Origin of the sequence: Roseovarius sp. THAF8 (assembly GCF_009363735.1) — a bacterium.
In the GTDB taxonomy this organism is placed as follows: domain Bacteria; phylum Pseudomonadota; class Alphaproteobacteria; order Rhodobacterales; family Rhodobacteraceae; genus Roseovarius.
This window is the reverse complement of record NZ_CP045410.1, coordinates 335,491-357,881: the sequence shown is the minus strand read 5'-3', so window position 1 is coordinate 357,881 and position 22,391 is coordinate 335,491. Positions and strand designations below refer to the sequence as shown.

Here is a 22,391-nt window from a genome sequence, read left to right as displayed (position 1 = left end):
GGCCGAGCGCCAAGCTTTGGCGCAAGCTCAAGCCGCACGTTCCTGCGCCCGCAGTCTTGAGCCGGATCGAATTTCGCACTACGCACGGGTCCTGACGCCATCTGGGGCATGACATGAAGTTTCTCGATCTCGCCAAGGTTTACATCCGCTCGGGCAGCGGCGGCAACGGATGCATCAGCTTCCGGCGCGAGAAGTATATCGAATACGGCGGTCCCGACGGGGGCGATGGCGGCGGCGGTGGCTCGGTCTGGGTCGAAGCCGTGGACGGGTTGAACACCCTCATCGATTTTCGCTACCAGCAGCATTTCTTCGCCGACAATGGCAAGCCGGGGATGGGCAAGCAGCGCACCGGCGCGGACGGCGACGACATCTTGCTGCGCGTGCCCGTGGGCACCGAGATCCTCGACGAGGATCAGGAGACGGTGATCGCCGACCTGACCGAGGTGGGCGAGCGTGTCTGCCTTGCCAAGGGCGGCAATGGCGGATGGGGCAACCTGCGGTTCAAGACGTCGACGAACCAGGCGCCGCGCCGCTCCAATCCTGGGCAAGAGGGTGTCGAGCGTACCATCTGGCTACGCCTCAAGCTGATCGCGGATGTGGGCCTCGTCGGTTTGCCCAACGCGGGCAAATCGACGTTCCTGGCGGCTACGTCCAACGCGCGGCCCAAGGTTGCCGATTATCCCTTCACCACGCTGCACCCCAATCTCGGTGTCGTCGGCGTCGACAATACCGAGTTCGTGGTCGCGGACATTCCCGGCCTGATCGACGGCGCATCCGAGGGGCGGGGGCTGGGCGATCTCTTCCTGGGTCACGTGGAACGCTGTGCCGTCCTCTTGCATCTGGTTGACGGATCGTCCGGCACGCTTCTCGACGACTACCGCACCATCGTAAACGAGCTTGAGGCCTATGGCGGTGGTTTGGCCGAAAAGCCGCGCGTCACCGTGCTGAACAAGATAGACACTTTGGACGACGAAGAACGTGATTTCCTGAAGGAAGAGCTAGAGGCCCTGACCGGATCGCGCGTTCTGCTGATGTCCGGCGTCTCACGCGAAGGGGTAACGGACGTGCTGCGCGTGCTGCGGGCCTATATCGACGAGGGCCGGTTGCGCGAGCGGTCGGGTGACGACGAGGACGCCCCGTGGCAACCGTAGCCGACGCGAAGCGGCTTGTCGTCAAGATCGGCTCTGCATTGCTTGTCGACCGTGACAGCGGCAAGCTGCGGCACGACTGGCTGATCGCGCTGGCCGAGGATGTGGCGCGCCTGCGAAATCGGGGCACCGACGTGATACTGGTGTCCTCGGGGTCTATCGCTCTTGGCCGGGGCGTGCTGAAACTGCCCGCCGCCGATCTGTCGCTGGAGCAATCCCAGGCCGCTGCCGCCGTCGGCCAGATCCAGCTTGCCACGGCCTATACCGAGGTCTTGGCCAAGCACGATATCATCGCGGCTCAGGTCCTGGTCACGCTGGAAGACAGCACCGACAGGCGGCGCTATCTCAATTCCCGGGCAACGCTGGAACAGCTACTGTCCCTTGGTGTGGTGCCGATCGTAAACGAGAACGACACGGTCGCGACCGATGAAATCCGCTATGGCGACAACGATCGCATGGCGGCCCAGATCGCGGTGACCGCCGGTGCGGACCAGTTGATCCTGCTCAGCGACGTGGACGGGTTCTACTCCGCAAATCCCAGGGTCGATCCGAGTGCAAAACGCTTCGACCTGATCTCGCATATCACGCCCGAGATCGAGGCGATGGCGGGCGCTGCAGGGTCGGGCCTGTCGAAGGGCGGCATGAAGACCAAGCTGCTGGCCGCCCGGACCGCCACGGCGGCCGGATGCGACATGGCGATTACAGAAGGGTCGGTGCTGCACCCGATCAGTGCCCTGGAAAATGGCGCGCCGGCAACGTGGTTCGCCGCGCAGGGCGACCCGCAGCAAAAGCGCAAACAATGGATCGCCGCCATGAAACCGAAGGGCCGGCTGATCGTCGATGCGGGCGCGGTCAACGCGCTGCGCGCGGGCTCCAGCCTTTTGGTGGCCGGTGTCGCAGATGTGACCGGGCGGTTCGGTCGGGGCGACGCGGTCGAGGTCGCGGACGAAACCGGCGCCGTACTAGGGCAGGGGTTGACGCGCTACGACGCCTCGGATGCTGCGCGGATCAAGCGGCTGCGCTCGGACCAGATCGAGGAGGTGCTGGGTTATCCTGCCCGTGGGCCGCTCATACATCGGGACGATATGGCCATATGACAGGCGTGCTGATAGTTTCGGTACGAACGAACAGGTGAAGCGATGAAAGACCTCGAGAACATTCCGGCTGTGATGGAAGAGATCGGCCAGCGCGCCAAGGCGGCGGCGGTGGTGCTGGCAACGGCGTCGCCAGAGGCGAAAGCGCTTGCGCTGACCTCGGCGGCGCAAGCGGTCTGGGACAATCGCGCAGATATCCTCGAGGCGAATGCCAAGGACCTCGCATTCGGCGCGGAAAAAGGTCTTTCGGATGCCATGATGGACCGGCTTATGCTCGACGAAACCCGCATCGGGGCGATTTGCGATGGGCTGAGGGCCGTCGCCGCGCAACAAGACCCCGTGGGCGAGGTGATCGAGGAATGGGATCGTCCCAACGGCCTCCATATTCGCCGGGTCCGCACGCCTTTGGGCGTGATCGGCGTGATCTACGAAAGCCGTCCCAATGTGACGGCGGACGCGGGCGCCTTATGTCTCAAATCCGGCAATGCGGTGATCTTGCGTGGCGGCTCGGAGAGTTTTCATTCCTCGGGCGCGCTGCACCGTTGCCTCGTCGAAGGGCTCAAAGAGGCCAACCTGCCCGAGGACGCCATCCAGCTTGTGCCCACCCGTGACCGGGCTGCCGTCCAGGCCATGCTGACGATGACCGGCACGATCGACGTGATCGTACCGCGCGGCGGCAAGGGACTGGTCGGCCTCGTGCAGCGCGAGGCACGGGTTCCCGTCTTTGCCCATCTCGAGGGCATCGTGCATATCTACATCGACAAGGACGCCGACCCGGAAAAGGCGCTGCGCGTCGTGATGAACGCCAAGACCCGCCGCACGGGCATCTGCGGCGCGGCAGAGTGTCTGCTGGTCCACGAAGAGGCCGCCAACACGATCGGACAGGGTGTCATCCGGGCACTTCTCGAAAAGGGGGTGGAAGTGCGTGCAGATCCCGCGCTGCAATCGGTTTCGGGCACCGTTCCGGCCACCGATACGGATTGGGGATTCGAGTTTCTGGCGATGGTCATGGCCGCAAAACAGGTGAAAGACGTGTCGGAAGCCATTGAACACATAAGGAAATATGGGTCCCAGCATACGGATTGCATCATCACGGAAGACGATGCCGCGGCGGAGCGCTTCTTTGCCGAACTGGACAGCGCGATTCTCATGCGCAATGCGTCGACGCAGTTCGCCGACGGTGGAGAATTCGGCATGGGCGCGGAGATCGGCATCGCAACCGGAAAGATGCACGCCCGCGGCCCCGTTGGCGCCACGCAACTGACCAGCTTCAAATATCTGGTTGAAGGCGACGGGGTTACGCGCGCCTGAGCCGGACCTCGGCCGCCTCGTCGGTCAGGTTGGCAGAGCAGTCGAGCCGCGCATCCCAGGCCGCCGCCGGAAGGATCAGGAACTGGACATGAGCGGGCGCCGGCAATGCCGTGCCCTGCGTGCCGTTCAACAGGTCCCACAACTCCGGATCGGAGTTCATCCGTTCCGCCGTCGCCCGCACGAGCCAGCCTTCGTCCGAAAGCGTCATCGTGATCCGACCGCCGTAGGGCACCGCCTGTTCGGCACAGAGCAGGGCAAGCAATACCGCCCTGACTTCGCGCCGCGGATAATGACCGGGTGGAAACGCGTCGATCACCGTGCGCTCATCCGCGTGGAGGTCGTGAAGAATCGAATTGACCTCCTCGGCGCCGGTGTCCTGATCCGGACTGGCGACACCGAAGGCCAGGCGGAAAAACCGGATGCGGGCATTGGCATGGGCCACGCTGTCAACAACCAGCGCCAATTCGGGCGATGCGGCGGCCCCGGACAGTTCAAGCAGTTCGATGCCGTTGCTGACAGCGCCGATCGGACTGATGAGGTCGTGGCAGATCCGAGAGCCTATCAATGCGGCGATGGCGTTGGTATCACTGACCAAGTCGTATCCTTTCCCGCGGAGTCCACCGATGTCCGATCTGAACAGCATCCTCGAACCCGGTATGCTTGTCGTCCACCCCGATCAGCCGGATTGGGGAACCGGACAAGTCCAATCGAATATCGGTGGCAAGATCACCGTGAACTTCCAGGATGTAGGTAAGGTTGTTATCGACGGCTCCCGCATTGAGTTGCTGCCCATCACTGAACCATGATCTTGGTTACTGGAACGTTAACACGTCTTGGGAACATCGCAAGTCCGCGTGGCTCGGCAGGCAAGAGCCGCCAACGGTCTGTTGTGGTTGCAGCCCGGGGCGGAAACACCTTAAAACCCGCGCAGCCATTCTGAGCAGGACCCTGATGTATACTCGCGATGTGCAGTTCACCGTAAGGCTGGCCCGGGACGAGGCCGATCTGCAGGCGGCACAACGCCTGAGATACGATGTTTTCGTCTCCGAACTTGGCGGTGACGGTCCTCTCGTGGATCACGAAGCGAAGCTGGAGCGCGATCGTTTCGACCCGCATTTCGACCACCTTCTGTTGTCCGACGATTCCCGTGGCGGGAAGATCGTGGGGGTTTATCGCGTCCTGCGCGACGACCAGGCAGACAAGGCCGGTCAATTCTACTCCGAGGATGAATACGACCTTTCGGTTCTCAAGCGATCAGGGCGGCGTATCATGGAGCTTGGCCGCTCCTGCCTGGCGGAAGGGTATCGCGGCGGCGCCGCCATGTACCATCTGTGGAACGGGCTCGCGCGGTACGTGGCCGAGCATGACATCGAGATCCTGTTCGGCGTCGCCAGCTTTCACGGCACCGATCCGGCAAAACTCGCACAGCCGCTTTCGCTTCTGCATCACAGGCATCTCGCGCCCGAGGCCCTGCGGGTCCGCACCGTGGCGGAACACTACCAACCGCTGGACCTCGTGCCCGCAGAGCAGATCGACCGGCGCGCGGCGATGCTGCAGGTGCCCGCGCTGATCAAGGCCTATCTCAGACTGGGCGGTTTCGTGGGTGACGGCGCTTTCATCGACGAAACCTTCAATACAACCGACGTGTGCCTCGTGATGGATACCGGGCGGCTCAACGCACGGCAGAAGGCGATCTATTCGAAAGGAGCCGACCTGTGAGCCCGACCTGGGAATCGCGACAGCCTGCGAAGATGGCGAAGGTCCACCCGATTGGCTGGCTGATCCTCGCGCTCCGTCTGATCGTTCTGGCCGCGATCATCGTGCCTGGCGTCTTTGTAGTGCTGATCCTGCGCTTGATTGAGCCCTATTTCTTCGACCGGCGCCGTCCCTTGACCGCCTGGTTGCAACGCTGGGCGATCTGGGCCGGGTTGCGGATCATAGGCCTGCGCTATCTTCGCGAAGGCCAGCCGATGCGCGATCACGGGGCGGTCGTGGCCAACCACGCGTCCTGGATGGATATCTTCGCGCTCGGGGCGGGTCAGGCGATCACTTTTGTGTCCAAGGCGGAAGTTGCAGGCTGGCCCGGTATCGGCTTTCTGGCCCGACTGGTCGGCACCGTGTTCATCAATCGCAACCCGCGGCAGGCCGATACCCAACGTAACCAATTGAAGGCCGAGTTGGACGCGGGGCGCAAACTTTTGTTCTTCCCGGAAGGCACCTCGACTGACGGAATGCGCGTGCTGCCTTTCAAATCCAGCCTGTTTGCAGCGTTTGCGGATCTGGAAACCGGGATGCGCATTCAACCTGTCACCGTCGTCTATATCGCTCCCGATGGCGTCGAGGAGCCGCGCTTCTACGGCTGGTGGGGGGACATGGATCTCGGTCCGCACATGGTGCAAATCCTGTCGCGCTTTCCCCAAGGCGGCGTGCGGGTGATCTATCACGAGCCGCTCAGGATCAGCGATTTTCCCGACCGCAAGAAACTGGCCCAGGCCCTGGAGGCTCGGGTCAGAAGTGCCATGCCCCCGGAAAGCGCTTTGCCCGGATGACTGCAGCCCCCTGATCCAGGTCAAGCCCCGGCTGCGATCAGATTGGCCAGCGCGGCACTGGGATCATCTTCGCGCCAGATTTCCTCGCTAATACCGAAAAAGTCCGTCATGCTGGTAAGATGCGCCATGGTGGCCTTGTCCAACGCGCCCTCCGCGACGACAGGCACCTCGATCATCTGCGACCACCATTCGTAAAGCTCCGGCTCCGCCTGCGACCCGTCGCCCAGGGCGGACACACCCGCCGGCCCGAAACTGACATAGTCGGCGCCGGCTTCGGCCGCGCTCATGCCCTCGTGCCGTGACGTGGCGCAAAAAGCGCCCACGATGGCATCAGGCCCCAGTTCCTTGCGCGCCTTGCGTACGGTGCGCGCACCGTCTGTCAGGTGAACACCATCAAGTCCCAGACGATCAGCCAGAACGAAATGCGTGTCGATCACGATGGCCACGTCGCGGGCGTGGGCCACCTCGCGGCAGGCATCGGCCGCACGGCACAGCGCCGTCTCGTCATGCGTTGAAAGTGCAAGGCGGACACAGGCGATCTCGTGGTCGTCCAGAACCCGCCCCAGGGCCTGCGGAAATCGCGCCAGTTCGATTTCTGGCGGGGTGATCAGGTAAATCTGGGGCTGCTCGGGCTCGGCCATGGTCTTGTCGTCCTGTTTTTGCCCCTATAACCGGGATTCGAACAAGCGTCTACGGGTCGCGATTGCGCCGGTTTACGCTTTTCCGTGGTCACCGCGTCGACTATGGCAGGGCCTGTGGAGGGTCTGGATGAGGGACGACAAGATGCAGCCGCGTTTCGTGTTGGTGCGCCCGCAGATGGGCGAGAATATCGGGGCCGCGGCCCGTGCAATGTGGAACTTCGGTCTTGACCGGATGGTGGTCGTCGCCCCGCGCGATGGCTGGCCCAACCAGAAAGCCGTGGCAATGGCCAGCGGCGCGGGACGTTTGCTGGACGAGGCGCGGCTGGTCCCCGACCTCGCGGCCGCGGTCGAGGAAGACACCTTCGTGATGGCCACGACGGCGCGCGTACGCGGCCTGACGAAACCCGTCCTCAGCCCGGAAGGCGCGATGCAAGAGGCCGCCCGCCGCCTGTCGCGCGGCGAGCGTGTGTCGGTCCTCTTCGGGCCAGAGCGCGCGGGGCTGGAAAACGAGGACGTGGCGCGGGCAAATGCGATCATCAGCGTGCCGGTGAATCCGGACTTTCCCAGCTTGAACCTGGCGCAATGCGTTTTGCTGTGCGGGTACGAGTGGCGTCGCGCCTCGGAGGCGGTCGAGGCTACGCGCGTGGACATGGCCGGCACCGAATGGGCCAACCAGCAGGAGATCGAGGCCCTCTCGTCGCATTATGAAGAACGCCTCGAGGACGCAGGCTTTTTCTTTCCCGAGGCCAAGGCCCGCGGTATGAAGATCAATCTGCGCAACATGTGGAGCCGTATGGCCCTGACGCGCGCGGATGTGCAGATGCTTCACGGGGTGCTGCGGCAAATGGTGCGATGGAAGGAGCGCGGTTGAAGCGCGGCGCGGCGCGGATTACTTTCGCGCCATCTGAAGGGGGCGGAGCATGAGCGAAAAACGCAGCATTTTCCAAGAGGTGTCCGACGCCGATGTCCCGCGGGAGACGCCGCGAGGCGGCATGATAGACGCAGGTCGCCGCGGGGCGCGGGGCGCGGTGCGGCTGTGGCTGATGCTGCTCTTCGCACTGGTCGTGGTGATGATCGCCGTGGGCGGGCTGACACGCCTGACCGACAGCGGTCTGTCGATCACCGAATGGAAACCCGTCACCGGCGCGTTGCCCCCCATGGACGCCGCCACATGGGAGGCCGAGTTCGAAAAGTACCGCGCGATCCCCGAATATCAGCTTCAGAACAAGGGCATGAGCCTGTCCGAGTTCAAGACGATCTATTGGTGGGAATGGGGGCACCGGCAACTGGGCCGCGTGATCGGACTCGTCTGGGCGTTGGGTTTCCTGGTGTTCCTGGTCACGCGAAAAATCCCGCCCGGCTGGGCGGGCCGCTTGCTGCTATTGGGCGGGCTTGGCGGGCTTCAGGGTGCGATCGGCTGGTGGATGGTCAGTTCGGGCCTGACGGGCGAGATGCTTGACGTGGCCAGCTATCGGTTGGCCGTGCATCTTGGGCTGGCCTTCGTGATCCTGGGCTTCATTGCATGGTACGTGATGTGCCTTGGCCGCGAAGAGCGTGAACTGATGCAGGCCCGGCGCAGCCGCGAAGGCAAGCTGTTCGGCCTGTCCACCGGCTGGTTGCATTTCGCCTTTCTTCAGATCCTGATCGGTGCCCTTGTTGCGGGAATTGACGCGGGCCGCACCTTTACCGACTGGCCGCTTATGGCGGGCGGCTTCCTGCCGGTCGATTTCTGGATGCCCGAGCTTGGGATCAGGAACTTCTTCGAGAACCCCGGCCTGGTCCAGTTCATGCATCGCATGACCGGCTACCTGCTGCTGGCCTTCGGTCTCGTGGTCTGGTTACGAGGGCGCCGCTCCGCCCATGCCCTGACGCGCGGGGCGTTCAATTTCGCGTTTCTCGCGCTGGTCCTGCAGGTCGTTCTGGGGATCATGACCGTCCTCTACATCGCGCCCTGGCAACTGGCGATCACGCACCAGGTTCTCGCCGTGATTTTGTGGGTTCTTATCCTCAGAGCACGCTTCCTCAGCCAGTACCCCGTCGTGCGATCGGTGCGCGGATGAGCTTGCCGACCGCATACGACTCGCTCATGGCCTATGAGCGTGAAACCCAGGCGCTAGCCCGCATCGCCGGGCGGCTGGGCTGGGACCAGGAAACCGTCATGCCGCGCGGGGCCGCAGGACAGCGGGCCGAGGAAAGCGGTGCGATGGAAAGCGTCCTGCACGCGCGGCGGACAAACCCGCAGGTTGGCGAGTGGCTGGAACAGGCCGTCGCGCCTGACGAGGACGGCGCCGCGCAGCTGCGCTTGATCCGACGCAGCTACGATCGCGCGGTCAAGGTGCCGTCCGAACTCGCCACGGCCCTCGCGCGACTGACCAGCCGATCCCAGGGCATCTGGGCCGAGGCGCGCGCCAATGACGACGTGGCCGCATTCCTGCCCACGCTGGCCGAGGTGGTCAAACTGCGGCGCGAAGAGGCTTCTGCACTGGCAGAGGGCGGCGATCTCTATGACGCGCTGGTCGATGATTTCGAGCCTAACGGCAAGGCGGCCGAATTCGCGCGAATCTTCGACGAGATGCGGCCCGGGCTGGTCGCGCTACGGGAACGTGCCTTGACCGCACCCCCCGTGGCGCCCCTGTCGGCCAGGTTCGACATGGATAAACAGATGGTTCTCGGTCAGGAATTGGCCCGCACGTTCGGCTACGACCTGACGCGCGGGCGTATCGACCGCGCGGTGCATCCATTTTCCAGCGGCTCGGGCGACGACGTCCGCATCACCACCCGCACCGTAGAGGACGATCCGTTCAACTGCATTTATTCCACGATCCACGAGGTCGGCCACGCCTGTTACGAACAGGGCATCGACGAGACCTTCCTGCTGACCCCGGCGGGGCAGGGCGTGTCGATGGGCGTGCATGAAAGCCAAAGCCGGATTTACGAGAACCAGCTGGGCCGTAGCCGTGCCTTCTGCGGGTATCTTTACGGACGGATGCGCGACGTCTTCGGAGACTTCGGCGTGGCGGACGAGGACGCGTTCTATGCGCTCGTGAACCGCGTCCATCGCGGCTATATCCGGACCGAGGCCGACGAGGTTCAATACAACCTTCATATCATGCTGAGGTTTGATCTCGAGCGGGCACTGTTTTCAGATGACCTTCAGGTCGAGGACCTCGAGGCGGCCTGGAACGACCGTTTCAAAAGCGATTTCGGGTATGACGTGGACCGCTCCTCACATGGCGTGTTGCAGGATGTCCATTGGTCCGTGGGCCTCTTCGGATATTTCCCGACCTACAGCCTGGGCAATGTCTATGCCGGTTGCCTGCACGAGGCGCTGCGCCGGGATGTCCCCGATCTGGACGATCAATTGTCCGTTGGGGACCTGTCTACGGCAACGGGTTGGCTGCAAGAGCGGGTTCAGCGGCATGGGGGCCGATTCGAGCCGAAGGACGTCATCACGCGCGCCTGTGGTGCCGCCCCGTCTGCCGCGCCCCTGATGAGCTATCTGGAAACCAAGTTCGGTGCGCTTGCAGGCGGCTGATACCCTCACTGCATCCGCAACGCGCCGTCCAGCCGGATGACCTCGCCGTTGAGATAATCGCATTCGACGATGAAGCGCGCCAGCGACGCGTATTCGTCCGGGTCGCCCAGCCGCTTGGGAAAGGTGACATCCTGCGCCAGCCCGTCCTGCACGTCCTGCGGCAGTCCCTTCAGCATGGGCGTGGCGAATATGCCCGGGGCAATTGCCATCACCCGGATACCGGCGCGGCTCAGGTCCCGCGCCATGGGGACCGACAAGCCCACGATCCCGCCTTTCGAGGCGGCATAGGCGGTCTGGCCCTTCTGGCCTTCGTAGGCGGCGATCGACGCGGTGTTGATGATCACGCCGCGCGTGCCGTCCGGGGTCGCAGCGTTCTGCTCGATTTCCTCGGCGGCCAACCGGGCCACGTTGAAGGTTCCGATCAGGTTGATGTCGATCGTCCGGCGGAATCCGTCCAGGCTGTGCGGACCCTCGCGGCCCAGCGTCTTTTCCCCGGTGGCGATGCCGGCGCAATTGACGGCGGCGGTGATGCGCCCCATCTCGCGCTTGGCCGTGGAAATCGCCGCCTTGACCGACGCTTCATCTGTCACGTCCGTCTCTGCGAAAGCCGCGCCGATTTCGGCTGCCACCGCCGCACCGCGATCAGCGTCGCGATCCAGCAGCGTCACTTGGGCGCCAAGCGCGCGAAAATGCCGTGCCGTCGCTTCGCCCAGGCCCGAGGCGCCTCCGGTGATGATCGCGGCGGTTTCAGTGATCTGCATGGGGCCTCCGGAACTTTGAAATGAACAGCCGTTCAGATAATCCAGAACACCCGCGCTGTCAAAGCTTGCGGCGCAGGAAGCTGGCGCTCAGTCCCAGGCTCACGACGGTGATCAGGATACGAAAGATGTGGTGCAGCGTCACGAAAGCCGGATTGGCCGACAGGCTGAGCGCCACGAGGGACATCTCGGTGACACCTCCCGGGGCAAAGCTGATCAGCAAGACATCGAAAGGCTGGTCAAGCGCTTGCATCAGGGCCAGCGCGAAGATGATCGCGAGCCCCATCATCCCGCCGACGCACAATATCGTCAGCCCCATCCCGCGCAGGACCAGCCCGCCGGACAATCCCGAAAATCGCATGCCAAGGGCTGTTCCGACAACGATCTGCGCCACGTTCACCAGCCATTGCGGCACATCGACATGGTACAGCCCGGTCAGCGACAAGAGCGCCGCCACCGCAAGAGGCCCGGTCAATTGCTTGGCCGGCAATCGAAGCAACTGGCCAAGGGCAAGACCCGTCCCGCCGGCGACGGCAATATAGGGAAACGCTTGCCACGGCACGTCGCCCCGGGCCAGCGTGACGCCCGAAGAACTGCCCACCGGGTGCCCGACCCAGAGCGACAGGCCGATCGGTAACAGCGTGACCACGGAGATGATTCGCAGAAACTGTTGCAAGGTCAGGCGGGCGGGGTCAGCGCCAGCTTCCTCGCCCAGGGCGATCGACTCGAACAGACCTCCGGGGGCCGAGCCGTAAAAGGCGGTGGGGCGATCATATCCTCCGATGAACCGCAGGATGGCATATCCGTAGGCATGAGCCACGACCACGAACAGCGTCAGTGCCAGAAAGCTGATCGCCAGGCGCGACGCCTCGCCGAAAAGGTCCGGCGTCACCTGCGCCCCGATCATCAGACCGATGATCGAGATGAACACCAGCCGGAGCTGCGGTGGAAACCGATAACCCGTTGGCAAGCGCGTGGAAAACATGGTCGCGACAGCCCCGGACAGCGCCAGTGGGCCGATCATGAAGGGCAGCGGAAACCCCATGGCCCGTGCCGCGAATGCCGCGACACAGGCCAGCGCAAGCAGGATGAACGTGGTCAGCAGGGAGTGCATGAGCCCCTTGAACCACCCTCTGCGGGGAACGGCAAGGCGTCGTCACATTCGCCGCTTATGCGTCACGCGAAATCGACGAACTTGCTGAACGGCATTTCCCGCAGGCGCGTGCCGGTGGCTGCGAAAATGGCCGCCGCCAGGGCCGGGGCGGCGGGTGGTACCGGCGGTTCGCCGACGCCGCGCACTCTGTCGCCGTTTTCCAGGCCGCGCACCTCGATCCGGGGCGTCTGGTACAGGCGCATCGCCTGGAAGCTGTCGAAATTCTGCTGTTCGGCGCGGCCGTCGGCGTAGGTGATTTCACAATTCATCGCGTGGCCCAGTCCGAATATGACACCGCCGGCGACCTGGTTCTCGAAATTCAGCGGATCGACCACCGTGCCCACTTCGGCAGCGACCCAGGCGCGGCGGATCCGCAGGCCGGATTGCGTCGTTTCGACCTCGACCACCTCGGCGCAAGGCACGCCGAAGGACTTGGTGAAGGCCACGCCCCGTCCCACGCCATCGCCGAGATTGGGGCCTGTCCAGTCGCTCATCTCTCCCACGGCCTCCAGCACTGCGCGGGCCAGCGGATCGTTACAAAGCCGAAGCCGTTCTTCCAGCGGGTCGGCGCCTGCGGCATGGATCAGCTCGTCCAGCCCCGCATTGTAGAAAAACCCGTTCGTGGAGGCACCGACCGACCGCCAGGAACTGATCGGTGCCAAGAGCGGAGCACGGTAGCCCGTCACGCGTTGATGGGGCAGGGCGAAAGGCTGCTCGAACGCCCCGGCCACGATCTGGCTGTCGGGGCCGGGCACGCTTTGGCCCTGCCGTGCCATCTGGGACAGGATGACCGAGGGCATGGCGATGCCAAGTTCGAACGCCTCGACGCGGCCGTCGCGCACGGTGCCGCGCATTCTGCCCATCGCGATCTGGCGCGGGAAGTCATGGGTCATGTCTTCCTCTCGCGAATAGGTCAGCTTGACCGGGGTGCCCCTCATCTCCATCGCGATCTCGGTGGCGTGCCTGACCACTGTATCTTCGAGCCGGTGGCCGAAACTTCCGCCGATCATCTGCACGTTGAGAGTTATGTTCTCTTCCGCAACGCCAGTGATCCGCGCCACATTGGCCAGAACGAAGCGCGGTATCTGCGTCCCTGTCCATATCTCGACCGAATCCTCGTCGACGCGAACGGTCGCATTGACGGGCTCCAGCGGCGCGTGGGCAAGGTAGGGCGCACGGTACTCGGCCTCGATCACGTTGCCAGCGCGCGCGGCAATCGCTGCATCGACGTCTCCGTCATCGCGTTTGCGGCTGTCCAGGGCGTCCTCGTCGAAACTGTCCGACAAGGCTTGCCAGTGATCGTCCATGTTCGGCGGCACCGGGCCGTCTGGCCAGCTTACGGCCAGAGCACGCGCGCCCTTGAAGGCGGTCCATGTGGTGTCGGCGACAACGCCCAGCCCGCCGGTGATCTCGACCACCGACTGAACGCCGGGAATCTTGAAGGCTTCGCCGGTGTCGTAACTGCCCAGGGCCCCATTCTGCGCGGGGTTCAGAACGACCGTGGCATGAACCATGCCGGGCAGTTCGACATCTATCCCGTATCCCTGCGTTCCCGTCGATTTCGCCACCATGTCCAGCCGCGGCGTCGCATGACCGATCAGCCGCCATTCGGAGGGCTGGCGCAACGCGACGTCCGTGACGGGCTCGATTTCGGCCAACTGCGCGGCAAGGTCCGTATAGGCCAGCGTCGATCCGTCCGGCAACAGCACCGCACCATCCCTTGTCGACAGCGTATCGGCCGCATGGCCTGTCGCCCCGGCGGCGGCAGCCTTGAGCGTTTCACGCGCGGAGGCGCCTGCGGCCCGCAGCTTGTCGAACCCGTCGGGGGTGGTGGTGGAGCCGCCGGTGATCTGCAAACCCAGGAACTTGGATGCGGCGGAGACGACCGTCTCGGCCGCGTCTTGTGCGAGGCCGTCCCCTGGAACGAGGAAGGCCGCGGTTTCCTCGGCCAGCGCCCGGTTCCAATAGGCCACGTCAGGCGGGCCGGGATCGACCGAGACCTGATCCGGCCTGACGTCCAGTTCCTCGGCCAGCAGCATGGCCTGCACCTGGTAGGCGCCCTGGCCCTTGTCGGCGCGGGGTGTGATCAGGGTGATCCCGTCCGGACGGATCAGCACGTATGGCGTCAGTGCCGCCTCGCCATCGTTGAGACCAGCCAGAAGCGGATTGGCGTAGGGCGTTCTGTAGCGCCAGACGCCAAAGGCCACGCCCCCCGCGGCCGCCACGGCCCCGACAAGGAAGCTTCGGCGCGCTATTTTTCCGGCCCGGCTCATCCTAGGCGCCCTTCAGCTTTGCAGCTGCGACCCTGACGGCGGCGCGAATGCGCGGATAGGTGCCGCAGCGGCAAAGATTGCCGGACAGGGCGTCGTCGATCTCCTCATCGCTCGGGTCGGGCATTTCCGACAGCAGTGCCGCGGCCTGCATGATTTGGCCGGATTGACAGTATCCGCATTGCGCCACCTGCGTCTCGATCCAGGCTTGCTGGACCGGGTGGGGCGACTCGGGAGTGCCAAGCCCATGGATCGTGGTGACAGCACCCCAGACATCCTGCGCCGGAACCTGGCAGGATCGCACGGCCTCGCCATCAATATGAACAGTGCACGCACCGCATTGGGCGATCCCGCAGCCATATTTCACGCCGGTCTTGCCCAGCAGGTCGCGCAGCACCCAGAGCAGCGGCATATCCTCGGCGACGTCGATATCGTGCACCGTGCCGTCTACGGTCAGTTTCATGGCGACCTCTTTGCCGAACACATCATGGCAAGGGTATACTCATGCGGTCGGATGTCGAGGGCGACGCCACGTGACATGGGCGCTGACAGGCGCTTAACGCAGGATGTCCTAGAGGGGGGAAGTGGCGGACCGAGGAGGATTCGAACCCCCGACCCCCTGATTCGTAGTCAGGTACTCTATCCAGCTGAGCTATCGGTCCGTGAGGACGAGCATCTAGACCCAAGCGCCGAGCAATGCAAGGGGGCCGGCGCGGAAAATCCGAGGAAAATCCGTCAGTCCAGTTTCAGGCCGCCGCGGGGCAACGAAATTCGAAACACCGTGCCGCTGTCGTCGGTCCGTTCAAGGTCCAGCGTGCCGCCGTGACCGCGGATCAACTCGGCGGCGATCGACAGACCCAGCCCGGTGCCGCCCTTGGTCGCTCCGCCATGGAAGGGCTGAAACAGATGTTCCCGCGCCTTTGCCGGCAGGCCCGGGCCGGTGTCGGAGACATGGATCAGCCATGCGTCGCCGGTTTCCTGACCTGAAATGGCGATCTCTCCGGGCTTGCCGCTGTTGACGATGGCCTGCCGGGCATTGCGCACGAGGTTGGCGATCACGCGGTAGAGCTGTTCGTGGTCCGCGCGCACGACAAGCGCCGTCGGCACGTCCTCGGCAAAGCTGATATCGGCGTCGCCCACGGCCAGACGCTCGCTTTCGATGACGTCCGACACCACGTCGATCAGCGCGAACCGGCCCAGGGTGGGCGGCTGTTCCTCGGCCTTGCCATAGGCCAGCGTGGATTCGCACAGGTGCACGGCGCGCGCGATGGAGTTGACCAGCTTGGGCGCCATGCGCTTGACCGCCGGGTCCTCGCTCATTTCGATCCGGTCGGTGAAAAGTTGTGCCGAGGTCAGGATGTTGCGCAGGTCGTGGCTGACCTTAGCCACCGCGCCGCCCAACTGGGCGAGGCGTTCGCGCTGGCGCAGGGACGATGTCAGCTGGGTCTGAAGCTTGTGCAGCGCCTCTTCGGCCTGGCGAATCTCGGTGGTGGTGGACCGGGGCGTGATCACCCGGTTCGCGTCCTCGGGGGCTTCGGCATAGCGGGTCATGTGCCGCGCGACGCTGGCGATGGGCCGCACCAGGAAGCCGCGCACGGCAAAATAAAGCAGGGCGGCGGTCACGACCGAGATCATCGCCGACAGGAACAGGATACGCAGGCCGTAATCCAGCATTGCGGCGCGCAACTCGTCCGTCAGCAGGGTGACTTCGATCAGAAGACCGCCCATCTGCGACGGATCACCGATCACCCGGATCATCTCGGGTTCAGGCGTGGCGAGCCGGGTCACGGCGTCCCCGATCAGTTCCAGAGGTGTGGCATCGCGCAGATCGAAGGTGTTCACGATGGGCGAGGGCATGGGCGCCGACAGCATCAGCTGACGCGCCTCGTCACGACGCAGCACCACGTTGAAGACGCCGGCATTCTGCAGCAGTTCTTCCTGCAGCTCGTTCGAGATCTCGTCGCTGGCCAACAGTGCCAGGGACGCGATCTGGGCACGTTCCAGCCGGTCCATCAGGAAATCTTCGCGGAACCGGGCGATGGACGGGAAAAAGATCAGGACCTCGGCCAGCATGACGAATACCACGGTCAGGATCAGGAACCGTCCCGAGAGTGATTTCAGAAACCCCATCTTTGCCGTTCCGTCGCCTTGTCCCTCAGGGCAGCCAGCGCTGCACCAGCCGCACGATCCGCTTGACCCCGTCGCTTTCGAACAGCCGTGGCGTGAAGTACGCCCCCGCCACCCGTTTGTTGAGTTCCCCCAACGTGGGGTAAGGCGCAACCATGGCGCTGATATGCTTCATTTTCAAGTTGTTGGCGAGGGCCAAGGCCCAAGTGTGTATTAGCTCGCCCGCCTGGGCGCCGACGATGGTGGCGCCGACAGGGCGGCCGCCCACGACCATGACCTTGACGAAGCCCGTGGTTTTACGCGTGGCGATGGCCCGGTCGTTACCGTCATACTCGGCCCGCACGACCTCAAGCTTCGAGCCATGTTCCTTGCGCGCCTGCGCCTCGGTCAGGCCGACCTGCGCCAGTTCCGGGTCGGTATAGGTGGTCCAGGGCAGATGAGCCGTGCTCGCCTTTGCGGGCAGGCCCAGCACGCCGGAGCGGATGACGATACCCGCGTGATACCCCGCGACATGGGTGAATTGCAGGCCACCGGCGACGTCGCCGATGGCGTAGATTTTTAAATTGCTGGTCTTCAGCTTTGCATCGACCTTGATGCCCGCTTTGGTGGTCTTGATGCCAGCCACGTCGAGGTTCAGGCTGTCGATATTCGGCTTGCGGCCCACGGCCATCAGCAAATGCGAGCCCTTAAAAACCTGCCCGTCCTTGGTTTCGACCTCGATCGCACCGGCGCTGCCACGCACGTGTGCCGCGGTCGCGCCCTCGACAATTTTCAGCCCTTCGTCGCGCAAGTGGTCCAGCACCAGTGCCGCCGCTTCGGGATCGTCCTTGCCAAGCGCCTTGTCACCTTCGATCACGGTGACCTTGCAGCCCAGCCGCAGATGCGCCTGCGCCATTTCCATGCCGATAGGGCCGCCGCCGATGACCAGCAGGTGATCGGGCTTGTCGCGCAGGTTGAACAGGGTTTCGTTGGTCTCGTATGGGACGTCCTCCAGCCCCGGAATGGGCGGCACGAAAGGCGAGGAGCCGGTGGCGATGACGATGCGCCGGGCGCGGATGACGGTGTCGCCGGCCTTGACCTCGGTGGGCGAGATGAACTGGCCGTAGTCGCGGATGACCTTGACGCCAAGCCCTTCGAACCGCTCCTGGCTGTCATGCGGGGCGATGGTGGCGATCACGTCCCGAACGTGGTCCTTGGCGGCGGCGTAGTCCACCTTGGGCGCGACATCGGCGACGCCGTAAGGGGCGGCGTGTGCTTGGCCATGGGCGGCCTTGGCCGAGGCGATGAGGGCTTTGGAGGGCACGCAGCCGAAGTTGAGGCAGTCACCGCCCATTTCGTGGCCTTCCAGGAGGACCACGTCGGCGCCCATCTGTGCCGCGCCCGAGGCGACGGAGAGGCCGCCGGACCCGGCCCCGATGACGAGGATGTCAGTCTTGATGTCGGCCATGGCCTAGATGTCCTTCTTGCCGCGCACGGTCTTGATCACGATAGGTAGTGCTGCCAGCACGCAAAGCCCGAGAATGGGGCCGATCACCTGCGGCTCCCACAGAAGCGACAGGTCAGGGCGTTCGCCGCGGTCGAAGACCTCGCCGAGGCCGACGCCGATCCAGGTGAAGACGATGGCGCCGGGGATGATGCCGATTGCGGTCGTCCAGAGGAAATTGACGAAGCGCACCCCGACCAGCGCGGGCAGCAGGTTGGCCACGAAGAACGGCACCACGGGCACGAGACGCATCAGCAAAAGGACACTGATTTCATGTTCATGCAGGCCGGTCTTGATCTTCTTCAGCGTGCCTTCGGAGGCGTCCATCTTGGCGGCGAGCGTGCGGCCAAGGCCCCACCGTGCGGCCATGAAGATGGCCGAGGCGCCGATCACGGCGGCTGTGACGTTGAAGACGGTGCCAAGCGCGAGGCCGAAGAGAAATCCGCCGGTCACCGATGCGACCGCTGCACCCGGCAGCGAGAAGGCCACGATGCTTACGTAGACGGCGATGAATATCCCTGCGAGAAGGATGTGGTTTTCGTCGCGAAAGGCCAGCAATGCCTCGCGATTTTCGGCCAGCGTGTCGAATGTCAGGTAGTCGCCCAGCGTGAAATACCCCACGACGGCGGCGATCAGGATCACGACCAGGGGCGCGTGGCGGATATAGGCGGGGCGCCTGGTGTCGTCGGCAGTGGCCATGTCGGGGTCCGGTACGATTGACTGTCCTTCCCTAGATGCGCGATCCTCGGGCGCCGCGCCAGACGCTTCACGCGGGGGTGATGCGGGGTGAACGGTTCGGGGCGTTTATGTCGGGATTCGGGGGGCTTTGTAACAAAGCCGGCCATCGGGGCAGGGTTTTTGTTGCAAAAGCCAATCGGATGTTTGACTTGGGTCCCGCAGGCCCCTATAGACCGGGCTTCAATACGAATTCCGGCTTTCGCGATTCCTGAGCGAGGCCAAGAACACCGGAGAGCCGAGCGATGAAACGCACGTATCAACCCTCGAACCTGGTCCGCAAGCGGCGCCACGGTTTCCGCGCGCGCATGGCCACCAAGGCCGGCCGCAAGATCCTGAACGCGCGTCGCGCGCGTGGCCGCAAGTCGCTGAGCGCGTAAGCGCCAGCCAGGATCCGTACGGACATGACACCGCCGGAGGCCCTCGTGGATGACACGGGGAACACGCCCCCGGCGGTTTCCGTTTGTCTGGACGTCCTCAAGAAACGCCCCGATTTTCTGGCCGCCGCCAAGGGGCGCAGGCAGGCGATGAAGGGCCTGGTGCTGCAAATGCGGGACCGGCGGGACGACAGCGGCAAGATCCGGGTGGGGTACACCTGTTCCAAGAAGGTGGGCAATGCCGTCACCCGTAACCGGGCCAAGCGGCGCTTGCGCGAAGTGGCGCGCAAGGTGCTGACGGCAAACGGAAAACCCGGGCATGACTATGTGCTGATCGGGCGCGCCGGGACCACGGTGGACCGCGATTTCCAAGGCCTGTGCGAGGATCTGCGGCGGGCGCTGGCCACGGTGCACGGATGAGTCCGCTGGCGCATATCCTGGCCCTGCCGGTCAAGGGATACCGGCTGATCTTCAGCCCCTGGGTGGGGTTCAACTGCCGCTATCAACCGACATGCAGCCAGTACGCGCTCGACGCCCTGCGCACCCACGGGGGCCTGAAGGGTGGGTGGCTGGCCGCGCGCCGGATCGCACGGTGCAACCCCTGGGGCGGCTGTGGCTATGACCCGGTGCCGGGCAGCGGGGAGGCGCGCGATGAAGCGCCCTGAGACACTGGCGCAGATGACCGCGGCGCTGGGGCGGTTCGCCACGGAGCATGGCGTCGAGACTGGGCTGGCCTACCGACCCGATCGCACCGACATCTTCATTTCGCCCTACAGCAAGTGCGGCACCACCTGGGTCAGCCAGATCGCCCACGGCCTGCGGTCCGGCGGCGACATGGCTTTCGACGAGATAACCGAAATTGTGCCGTGGCTGGAACTGGCCCACGATATGGGGCGGAACGTTAACGACCCGCAAGCCTACCGTCCGAAGCTCTTCAAGAGCCACCTGCCATGGGGGGTGATTCCCGAAGGCGGGCGCTATATCGTCGTGCTGCGCGACCCGGTGGATGCGATGGTGTCGCTTTACCGCTTTTTCGACGGCTGGACCTTCGAGCGCGGGGCGATTTCGCTGGAGGATTTCGCGGAGTACTACCTGGATCGCATGGGCCGCGAGGATTACTGGAGCCATGCGTCGTCATGGTGGGGCGTGCGCGACCGCGACGACGTGCTGCTGCTGGCCTATGAGCACATGAAGCAAGATCTGGTGAAGAGTGTCGCGCAAGTGGCGGATTTCATGGGAATATCCGATGAGCGGACACGCGCCGTGGCGCAGGCGCAGGCGACGCTAGATTTCATGACGGCGCATGGGCGGCAGTTCGACGATCACCTTGTGCGTCAGGCGCGCGACGCGGCCTGTGGCCTGCCGCCGGGCGGTGAGGCCAGCAAGGTGGTGAGCGGGCGCGCCGGCGCCGGGCGGGCGCAGGTCAGCCCGGCGATGCACGAGGCCTATGCCGCCAAATGGCGCGAGACCATGGGCACGGCGCATGGGCTGGAGAGCTATGAGGACGTGCTGACGGCGTTAGAAGATTAACGGGGCCTTGAGGCACCGGGCGCGGAAACGGGTGGGTTAACCGCTTCGACTCGGTCCGAAACGGCATGTCGGTATCGCGTCGGTATTCGGGTGGTATCGCGACGGTGCGGATTTTCGCGTTTCGACGGTTTAACGCGGCGGCCGGTCGTGACGGATTGTTAACCGATGCGCAGGTGGGTTTTCACCCACCCTACGAGGTCCCGGGTCGGGCCCGGGACGGGAGCCGGAAACGCATCGCGGCGACGGGAAGGACTCCGCCGCCGCGACACCGTGAGTGTGGTTCCGGGTCAGCCCTTGACGATGGGCGTGTCCTCGCGCGTCGGCACGTCGGGCTCCAGCCCCCAGCGCAGGCCGTCGAGACCGGCGGCCATTTCATCGTCGGTGTTGCGCAACCCGATCGTCACCTTGAGGATCAGCGCGGTGACGAGGCCGGTCACCAGGCCCGCGCCAAGGCAGACCACGATGCCGATCAGCTGCATGGTCAGGCCGATCTGGCCGTGCTGGAAGGCGTATTCGCCTTCGGTGATGCCGAAATAGCCGCCGCGCGGGGTTCCGGCCTCGAGGATACCGACCATGATAAGGCCATAGCTGCCCGCGCCGAGGAAGAGCGGCAGCAGCTTGTGCTCGTCGAACTCGCGCTTCAGCGTGAATTCATAGACGATGTAGGAGATGACCGGCGCGCCGAGGGCCACCAAAAACATCTCGCCCGGCTGGTAGACGTCGAAGCCGCAGGCCCCCGCGACGTAGCCCGCCAGGGGTCCGAGCAGCAGGTAGGCGTATTTGCGCGTGGCATAGGCAAGGATGCCGCCCGTCACCGCGCCGCCGGCCCAGGCCATGGCGTAGTTGTTCACGGCAAGCCCCACGCTGGTGTCGGCCATGGTGACGCTGACCGCCAGCGCCTCGGGGTCGAAGAAGAAGAGACAGGAGACAATGACCATCGGCAGGCCCGCGAAGATGGTCAGCAGGCCCACCGCTGCCAAGCCGATGCTGGGCGCGTGGTAGCCCGAGACCAGGGGGTGCGGATTGAACATGCCGGGCCGTTGACCCAGCATCGGGACAAGCGCCAGCGCCATGCCGGTGGGGAAAAGATAGACGAAGCCCACGCCGAAGAAGTCGTGAAAGCCCGCATTGGTCAGCGGGCCGACCGAGCCCCAAGTGTAGAAGCTGAGGATCGAAGAGGCCACGGCGGCCACGACGCAGAGCACGTAATAGGCCGAGGCCTTGATGCGTTCGGACACCGCGAAGTGGAAGAGGATGTTCACGATCCCGGCAAAGACCGCGAGGAAGAACACGAAGATCTGGAAGGTGTTCAGCCCCGGAAAGGTCGCCGGATCGGTGGTGGAGGCGTTGGCGTTCAGCATCCCGCCGAAGAGCCACCAGTCGCGCAAGCTGTCGCCCATGGTGGCGCCTTCGATGATGTAATACTGCGCCGCCCAGAAGCCGAAGCCGATGGCGAAATAGGTAGTGAAGCCCAGAAAGAAGCCCATGACCTTTTCGATGGTCGAGTTGAACAAGCTTTTGCGCCGGGTGGTGCCGGCGTCGATCATCAGAAGGCCGACGACGACGGTGATCGCGCCGACGGTGCCGGAGAGATAGACGAGGTTCTGGACAAGGGAATTCAGGGTGACCTGGTCGGCCTGAATGGCTGCGAGATCCATTTTGGGTGTGTCCTCCACTGTT

The 22,391-nt window shown here is 64.4% G+C and carries 23 protein-coding genes and 1 tRNA gene; 13 read left to right on the top strand and 11 right to left on the bottom strand.

The genetic code is table 11. From position 1 onward, the window contains the following. Window positions 1-113: 113 nt before the first annotated feature. From obgE to FIU85_RS01775, 3 genes are read left to right on the top strand one after another with little or no spacing between them, the layout of a single operon-like run. On the top strand, window positions 114-1,151 hold the full coding sequence (obgE, locus tag FIU85_RS01785; RefSeq protein ID WP_152492330.1) for a GTPase ObgE: 1,038 nt from the start codon (window positions 114-116) through the stop codon (window positions 1,149-1,151). After that, on the top strand, window positions 1,139-2,245 hold the full coding sequence (gene proB, locus FIU85_RS01780) for a glutamate 5-kinase (protein ID WP_152495626.1): 1,107 nt from the start codon (window positions 1,139-1,141) through the stop codon (window positions 2,243-2,245). Before obgE ends, proB begins: the two co-directional genes overlap by 13 nt. A gap of 42 nt (window positions 2,246-2,287) precedes the next feature. Continuing rightward, window positions 2,288-3,553: a glutamate-5-semialdehyde dehydrogenase gene (locus tag FIU85_RS01775; protein WP_152495625.1), complete on the top strand. Its 1,266-nt coding sequence runs from the start codon at window positions 2,288-2,290 to the stop codon at window positions 3,551-3,553. On the opposite strand, the gene FIU85_RS01770 is transcribed toward FIU85_RS01775, so the two are convergent. Further along, the gene (locus FIU85_RS01770) at window positions 3,540-4,148 is read right to left on the bottom strand and encodes a histidine phosphotransferase family protein (protein ID WP_254702976.1); all 609 of its coding nucleotides are present in this window, start codon (window positions 4,146-4,148) and stop codon (window positions 3,540-3,542) included. The genes FIU85_RS01775 and FIU85_RS01770 overlap by 14 nt on opposite strands. A gap of 28 nt (window positions 4,149-4,176) precedes the next feature. On the opposite strand from FIU85_RS01770, the gene FIU85_RS01765 reads away from it, so the two are divergent. The 3 genes from FIU85_RS01765 (at window position 4,177) to FIU85_RS01755 (ending at window position 6,102) form a co-directional block, all read left to right on the top strand. Beyond that, a complete protein-coding gene (locus tag FIU85_RS01765) occupies window positions 4,177-4,359 on the top strand; it encodes a DUF3553 domain-containing protein (protein ID WP_152492334.1) in 183 nt (60 codons plus the stop codon). Window positions 4,360-4,504: 145 nt separating this feature from the next. Then, complete coding sequence (locus FIU85_RS01760) at window positions 4,505-5,272, top strand: GNAT family N-acetyltransferase (RefSeq protein WP_152495623.1); 768 nt, start codon at window positions 4,505-4,507, stop codon at window positions 5,270-5,272. Continuing rightward, window positions 5,269-6,102 (top strand): 1-acyl-sn-glycerol-3-phosphate acyltransferase, encoded by an 834-nt coding sequence (locus FIU85_RS01755; RefSeq protein WP_254702975.1) that lies wholly within the window; start codon window positions 5,269-5,271, stop codon window positions 6,100-6,102. The genes FIU85_RS01760 and FIU85_RS01755 overlap by 4 nt, the downstream gene beginning before the upstream one ends. 20 nt (window positions 6,103-6,122) lie before the next feature. Here the strand turns inward: FIU85_RS01755 and FIU85_RS01750 are convergent, their stop codons facing one another. Next, on the bottom strand, window positions 6,123-6,743 hold the full coding sequence (locus FIU85_RS01750; RefSeq protein ID WP_152495622.1) for a thiamine phosphate synthase: 621 nt from the start codon (window positions 6,741-6,743) through the stop codon (window positions 6,123-6,125). 127 nt (window positions 6,744-6,870) lie between these two features. Between FIU85_RS01750 and FIU85_RS01745 the strand changes: the two genes are divergently transcribed. Genes FIU85_RS01745 through FIU85_RS01735 form a run of 3 tightly spaced genes read left to right on the top strand, consistent with a single transcriptional unit; the run spans window position 6,871 to window position 10,278 of the window. Further along, entirely contained in the window at window positions 6,871-7,614 is a 744-nt protein-coding gene (locus FIU85_RS01745) for an RNA methyltransferase (protein ID WP_152492337.1), read from the top strand. 49 nt (window positions 7,615-7,663) lie between these two features. After that, on the top strand, window positions 7,664-8,803 hold the full coding sequence (ctaA, locus tag FIU85_RS01740; protein ID WP_152495621.1) for a heme A synthase: 1,140 nt from the start codon (window positions 7,664-7,666) through the stop codon (window positions 8,801-8,803). After that, complete coding sequence (locus tag FIU85_RS01735; RefSeq protein WP_152495620.1) at window positions 8,800-10,278, top strand: carboxypeptidase M32; 1,479 nt, start codon at window positions 8,800-8,802, stop codon at window positions 10,276-10,278. Before ctaA ends, FIU85_RS01735 begins: the two co-directional genes overlap by 4 nt. A gap of 5 nt (window positions 10,279-10,283) precedes the next feature. Here FIU85_RS01735 and FIU85_RS01730 read toward each other — a convergent pair whose 3' ends face one another. The 8 genes from FIU85_RS01730 to FIU85_RS01695 all read right to left on the bottom strand — a co-directional run bounded on the left by FIU85_RS01730 (window position 10,284) and on the right by FIU85_RS01695 (window position 18,768). Beyond that, window positions 10,284-11,039, bottom strand: coding sequence for an SDR family NAD(P)-dependent oxidoreductase (locus tag FIU85_RS01730; RefSeq protein ID WP_152495619.1), 756 nt, complete (start codon window positions 11,037-11,039; stop codon window positions 10,284-10,286). 58 nt (window positions 11,040-11,097) lie between these two features. Continuing rightward, complete coding sequence (locus FIU85_RS01725; RefSeq protein ID WP_152495618.1) at window positions 11,098-12,150, bottom strand: AbrB family transcriptional regulator; 1,053 nt, start codon at window positions 12,148-12,150, stop codon at window positions 11,098-11,100. A 62-nt stretch (window positions 12,151-12,212) separates the two neighbouring features. After that, entirely contained in the window at window positions 12,213-14,462 is a 2,250-nt protein-coding gene (locus FIU85_RS01720; protein ID WP_152495617.1) for a xanthine dehydrogenase family protein molybdopterin-binding subunit, read from the bottom strand. 1 nt (window position 14,463) lies between these two features. Beyond that, on the bottom strand, window positions 14,464-14,922 hold the full coding sequence (locus tag FIU85_RS01715; RefSeq protein WP_152495616.1) for a (2Fe-2S)-binding protein: 459 nt from the start codon (window positions 14,920-14,922) through the stop codon (window positions 14,464-14,466). 122 nt (window positions 14,923-15,044) lie between these two features. Then, window positions 15,045-15,121: transfer RNA gene (locus FIU85_RS01710), tRNA-Arg, on the bottom strand. Window positions 15,122-15,194: 73 nt separating this feature from the next. Beyond that, window positions 15,195-16,589, bottom strand: a complete 1,395-nt coding sequence (locus tag FIU85_RS01705; protein WP_152495615.1) for a sensor histidine kinase — start codon at window positions 16,587-16,589, stop codon at window positions 15,195-15,197. Between the two features lie 25 nt (window positions 16,590-16,614). Further along, the gene (locus FIU85_RS01700; RefSeq protein WP_152495614.1) at window positions 16,615-18,033 is read right to left on the bottom strand and encodes an NAD(P)/FAD-dependent oxidoreductase; all 1,419 of its coding nucleotides are present in this window, start codon (window positions 18,031-18,033) and stop codon (window positions 16,615-16,617) included. Between the two features lie 3 nt (window positions 18,034-18,036). Then, window positions 18,037-18,768, bottom strand: a complete 732-nt coding sequence (locus FIU85_RS01695; protein ID WP_152492360.1) for a TVP38/TMEM64 family protein — start codon at window positions 18,766-18,768, stop codon at window positions 18,037-18,039. A gap of 281 nt (window positions 18,769-19,049) precedes the next feature. Here FIU85_RS01695 and rpmH point away from each other — a divergent pair, with 281 nt between their 5' ends. The 4 genes from rpmH to FIU85_RS01675 are packed head-to-tail and all read left to right on the top strand — an operon-like array spanning window position 19,050 to window position 20,711. After that, window positions 19,050-19,184 carry a 50S ribosomal protein L34 gene (rpmH, locus tag FIU85_RS01690; protein ID WP_005980833.1) on the top strand — a complete coding sequence of 45 codons (135 nt, stop codon included), beginning with the start codon at window positions 19,050-19,052 and terminating at the stop codon, window positions 19,182-19,184. Between the two features lie 24 nt (window positions 19,185-19,208). After that, the gene (gene rnpA, locus FIU85_RS01685) at window positions 19,209-19,601 is read left to right on the top strand and encodes a ribonuclease P protein component (RefSeq protein WP_152495613.1); all 393 of its coding nucleotides are present in this window, start codon (window positions 19,209-19,211) and stop codon (window positions 19,599-19,601) included. Next, a complete protein-coding gene (yidD, locus tag FIU85_RS01680) occupies window positions 19,598-19,846 on the top strand; it encodes a membrane protein insertion efficiency factor YidD (RefSeq protein WP_152495612.1) in 249 nt (82 codons plus the stop codon). The genes rnpA and yidD overlap by 4 nt, the downstream gene beginning before the upstream one ends. Continuing rightward, entirely contained in the window at window positions 19,833-20,711 is an 879-nt protein-coding gene (locus tag FIU85_RS01675; protein ID WP_172978771.1) for a sulfotransferase domain-containing protein, read from the top strand. Before yidD ends, FIU85_RS01675 begins: the two co-directional genes overlap by 14 nt. Before the next feature lie 287 nt (window positions 20,712-20,998). Here FIU85_RS01675 and FIU85_RS01670 read toward each other — a convergent pair whose 3' ends face one another. Then, window positions 20,999-22,369: an ammonium transporter gene (locus tag FIU85_RS01670; RefSeq protein WP_152495610.1), complete on the bottom strand. Its 1,371-nt coding sequence runs from the start codon at window positions 22,367-22,369 to the stop codon at window positions 20,999-21,001. Between the last annotated feature and the right edge of the window lie 22 nt (window positions 22,370-22,391).

Excerpts from the sequence above, each read along its gene's own strand:
- obgE (WP_152492330.1), top strand. The coding sequence starts at position 114 with ATGAAGTTTCTCGATCTCGCCAAGGTTTACATCCGCTCGGGCAGCGGC.
- FIU85_RS01775 (WP_152495625.1), top strand. The coding sequence starts at position 2,288 with ATGAAAGACCTCGAGAACATTCCGGCTGTGATGGAAGAGATCGGCCAG.
- FIU85_RS01765 (WP_152492334.1), top strand. The coding sequence starts at position 4,177 with ATGTCCGATCTGAACAGCATCCTCGAACCCGGTATGCTTGTCGTCCAC.
- FIU85_RS01760 (WP_152495623.1), top strand. The coding sequence starts at position 4,505 with ATGTATACTCGCGATGTGCAGTTCACCGTAAGGCTGGCCCGGGACGAG.
- FIU85_RS01750 (WP_152495622.1), bottom strand. The coding sequence starts at position 6,743 with ATGGCCGAGCCCGAGCAGCCCCAGATTTACCTGATCACCCCGCCAGAA.
- FIU85_RS01745 (WP_152492337.1), top strand. The coding sequence starts at position 6,871 with ATGAGGGACGACAAGATGCAGCCGCGTTTCGTGTTGGTGCGCCCGCAG.
- ctaA (WP_152495621.1), top strand. The coding sequence starts at position 7,664 with ATGAGCGAAAAACGCAGCATTTTCCAAGAGGTGTCCGACGCCGATGTC.
- FIU85_RS01735 (WP_152495620.1), top strand. The coding sequence starts at position 8,800 with ATGAGCTTGCCGACCGCATACGACTCGCTCATGGCCTATGAGCGTGAA.
- FIU85_RS01730 (WP_152495619.1), bottom strand. The coding sequence starts at position 11,039 with ATGCAGATCACTGAAACCGCCGCGATCATCACCGGAGGCGCCTCGGGC.
- FIU85_RS01725 (WP_152495618.1), bottom strand. The coding sequence starts at position 12,150 with ATGCACTCCCTGCTGACCACGTTCATCCTGCTTGCGCTGGCCTGTGTC.
- FIU85_RS01720 (WP_152495617.1), bottom strand. The coding sequence starts at position 14,462 with ATGAGCCGGGCCGGAAAAATAGCGCGCCGAAGCTTCCTTGTCGGGGCC.
- FIU85_RS01715 (WP_152495616.1), bottom strand. The coding sequence starts at position 14,922 with ATGAAACTGACCGTAGACGGCACGGTGCACGATATCGACGTCGCCGAG.
- FIU85_RS01705 (WP_152495615.1), bottom strand. The coding sequence starts at position 16,589 with ATGGGGTTTCTGAAATCACTCTCGGGACGGTTCCTGATCCTGACCGTG.
- FIU85_RS01700 (WP_152495614.1), bottom strand. The coding sequence starts at position 18,033 with ATGGCCGACATCAAGACTGACATCCTCGTCATCGGGGCCGGGTCCGGC.
- FIU85_RS01695 (WP_152492360.1), bottom strand. The coding sequence starts at position 18,768 with ATGGCCACTGCCGACGACACCAGGCGCCCCGCCTATATCCGCCACGCG.
- rpmH (WP_005980833.1), top strand. The coding sequence starts at position 19,050 with ATGAAACGCACGTATCAACCCTCGAACCTGGTCCGCAAGCGGCGCCAC.
- rnpA (WP_152495613.1), top strand. The coding sequence starts at position 19,209 with ATGACACCGCCGGAGGCCCTCGTGGATGACACGGGGAACACGCCCCCG.
- yidD (WP_152495612.1), top strand. The coding sequence starts at position 19,598 with ATGAGTCCGCTGGCGCATATCCTGGCCCTGCCGGTCAAGGGATACCGG.
- FIU85_RS01675 (WP_172978771.1), top strand. The coding sequence starts at position 19,833 with ATGAAGCGCCCTGAGACACTGGCGCAGATGACCGCGGCGCTGGGGCGG.
- FIU85_RS01670 (WP_152495610.1), bottom strand. The coding sequence starts at position 22,369 with ATGGATCTCGCAGCCATTCAGGCCGACCAGGTCACCCTGAATTCCCTT.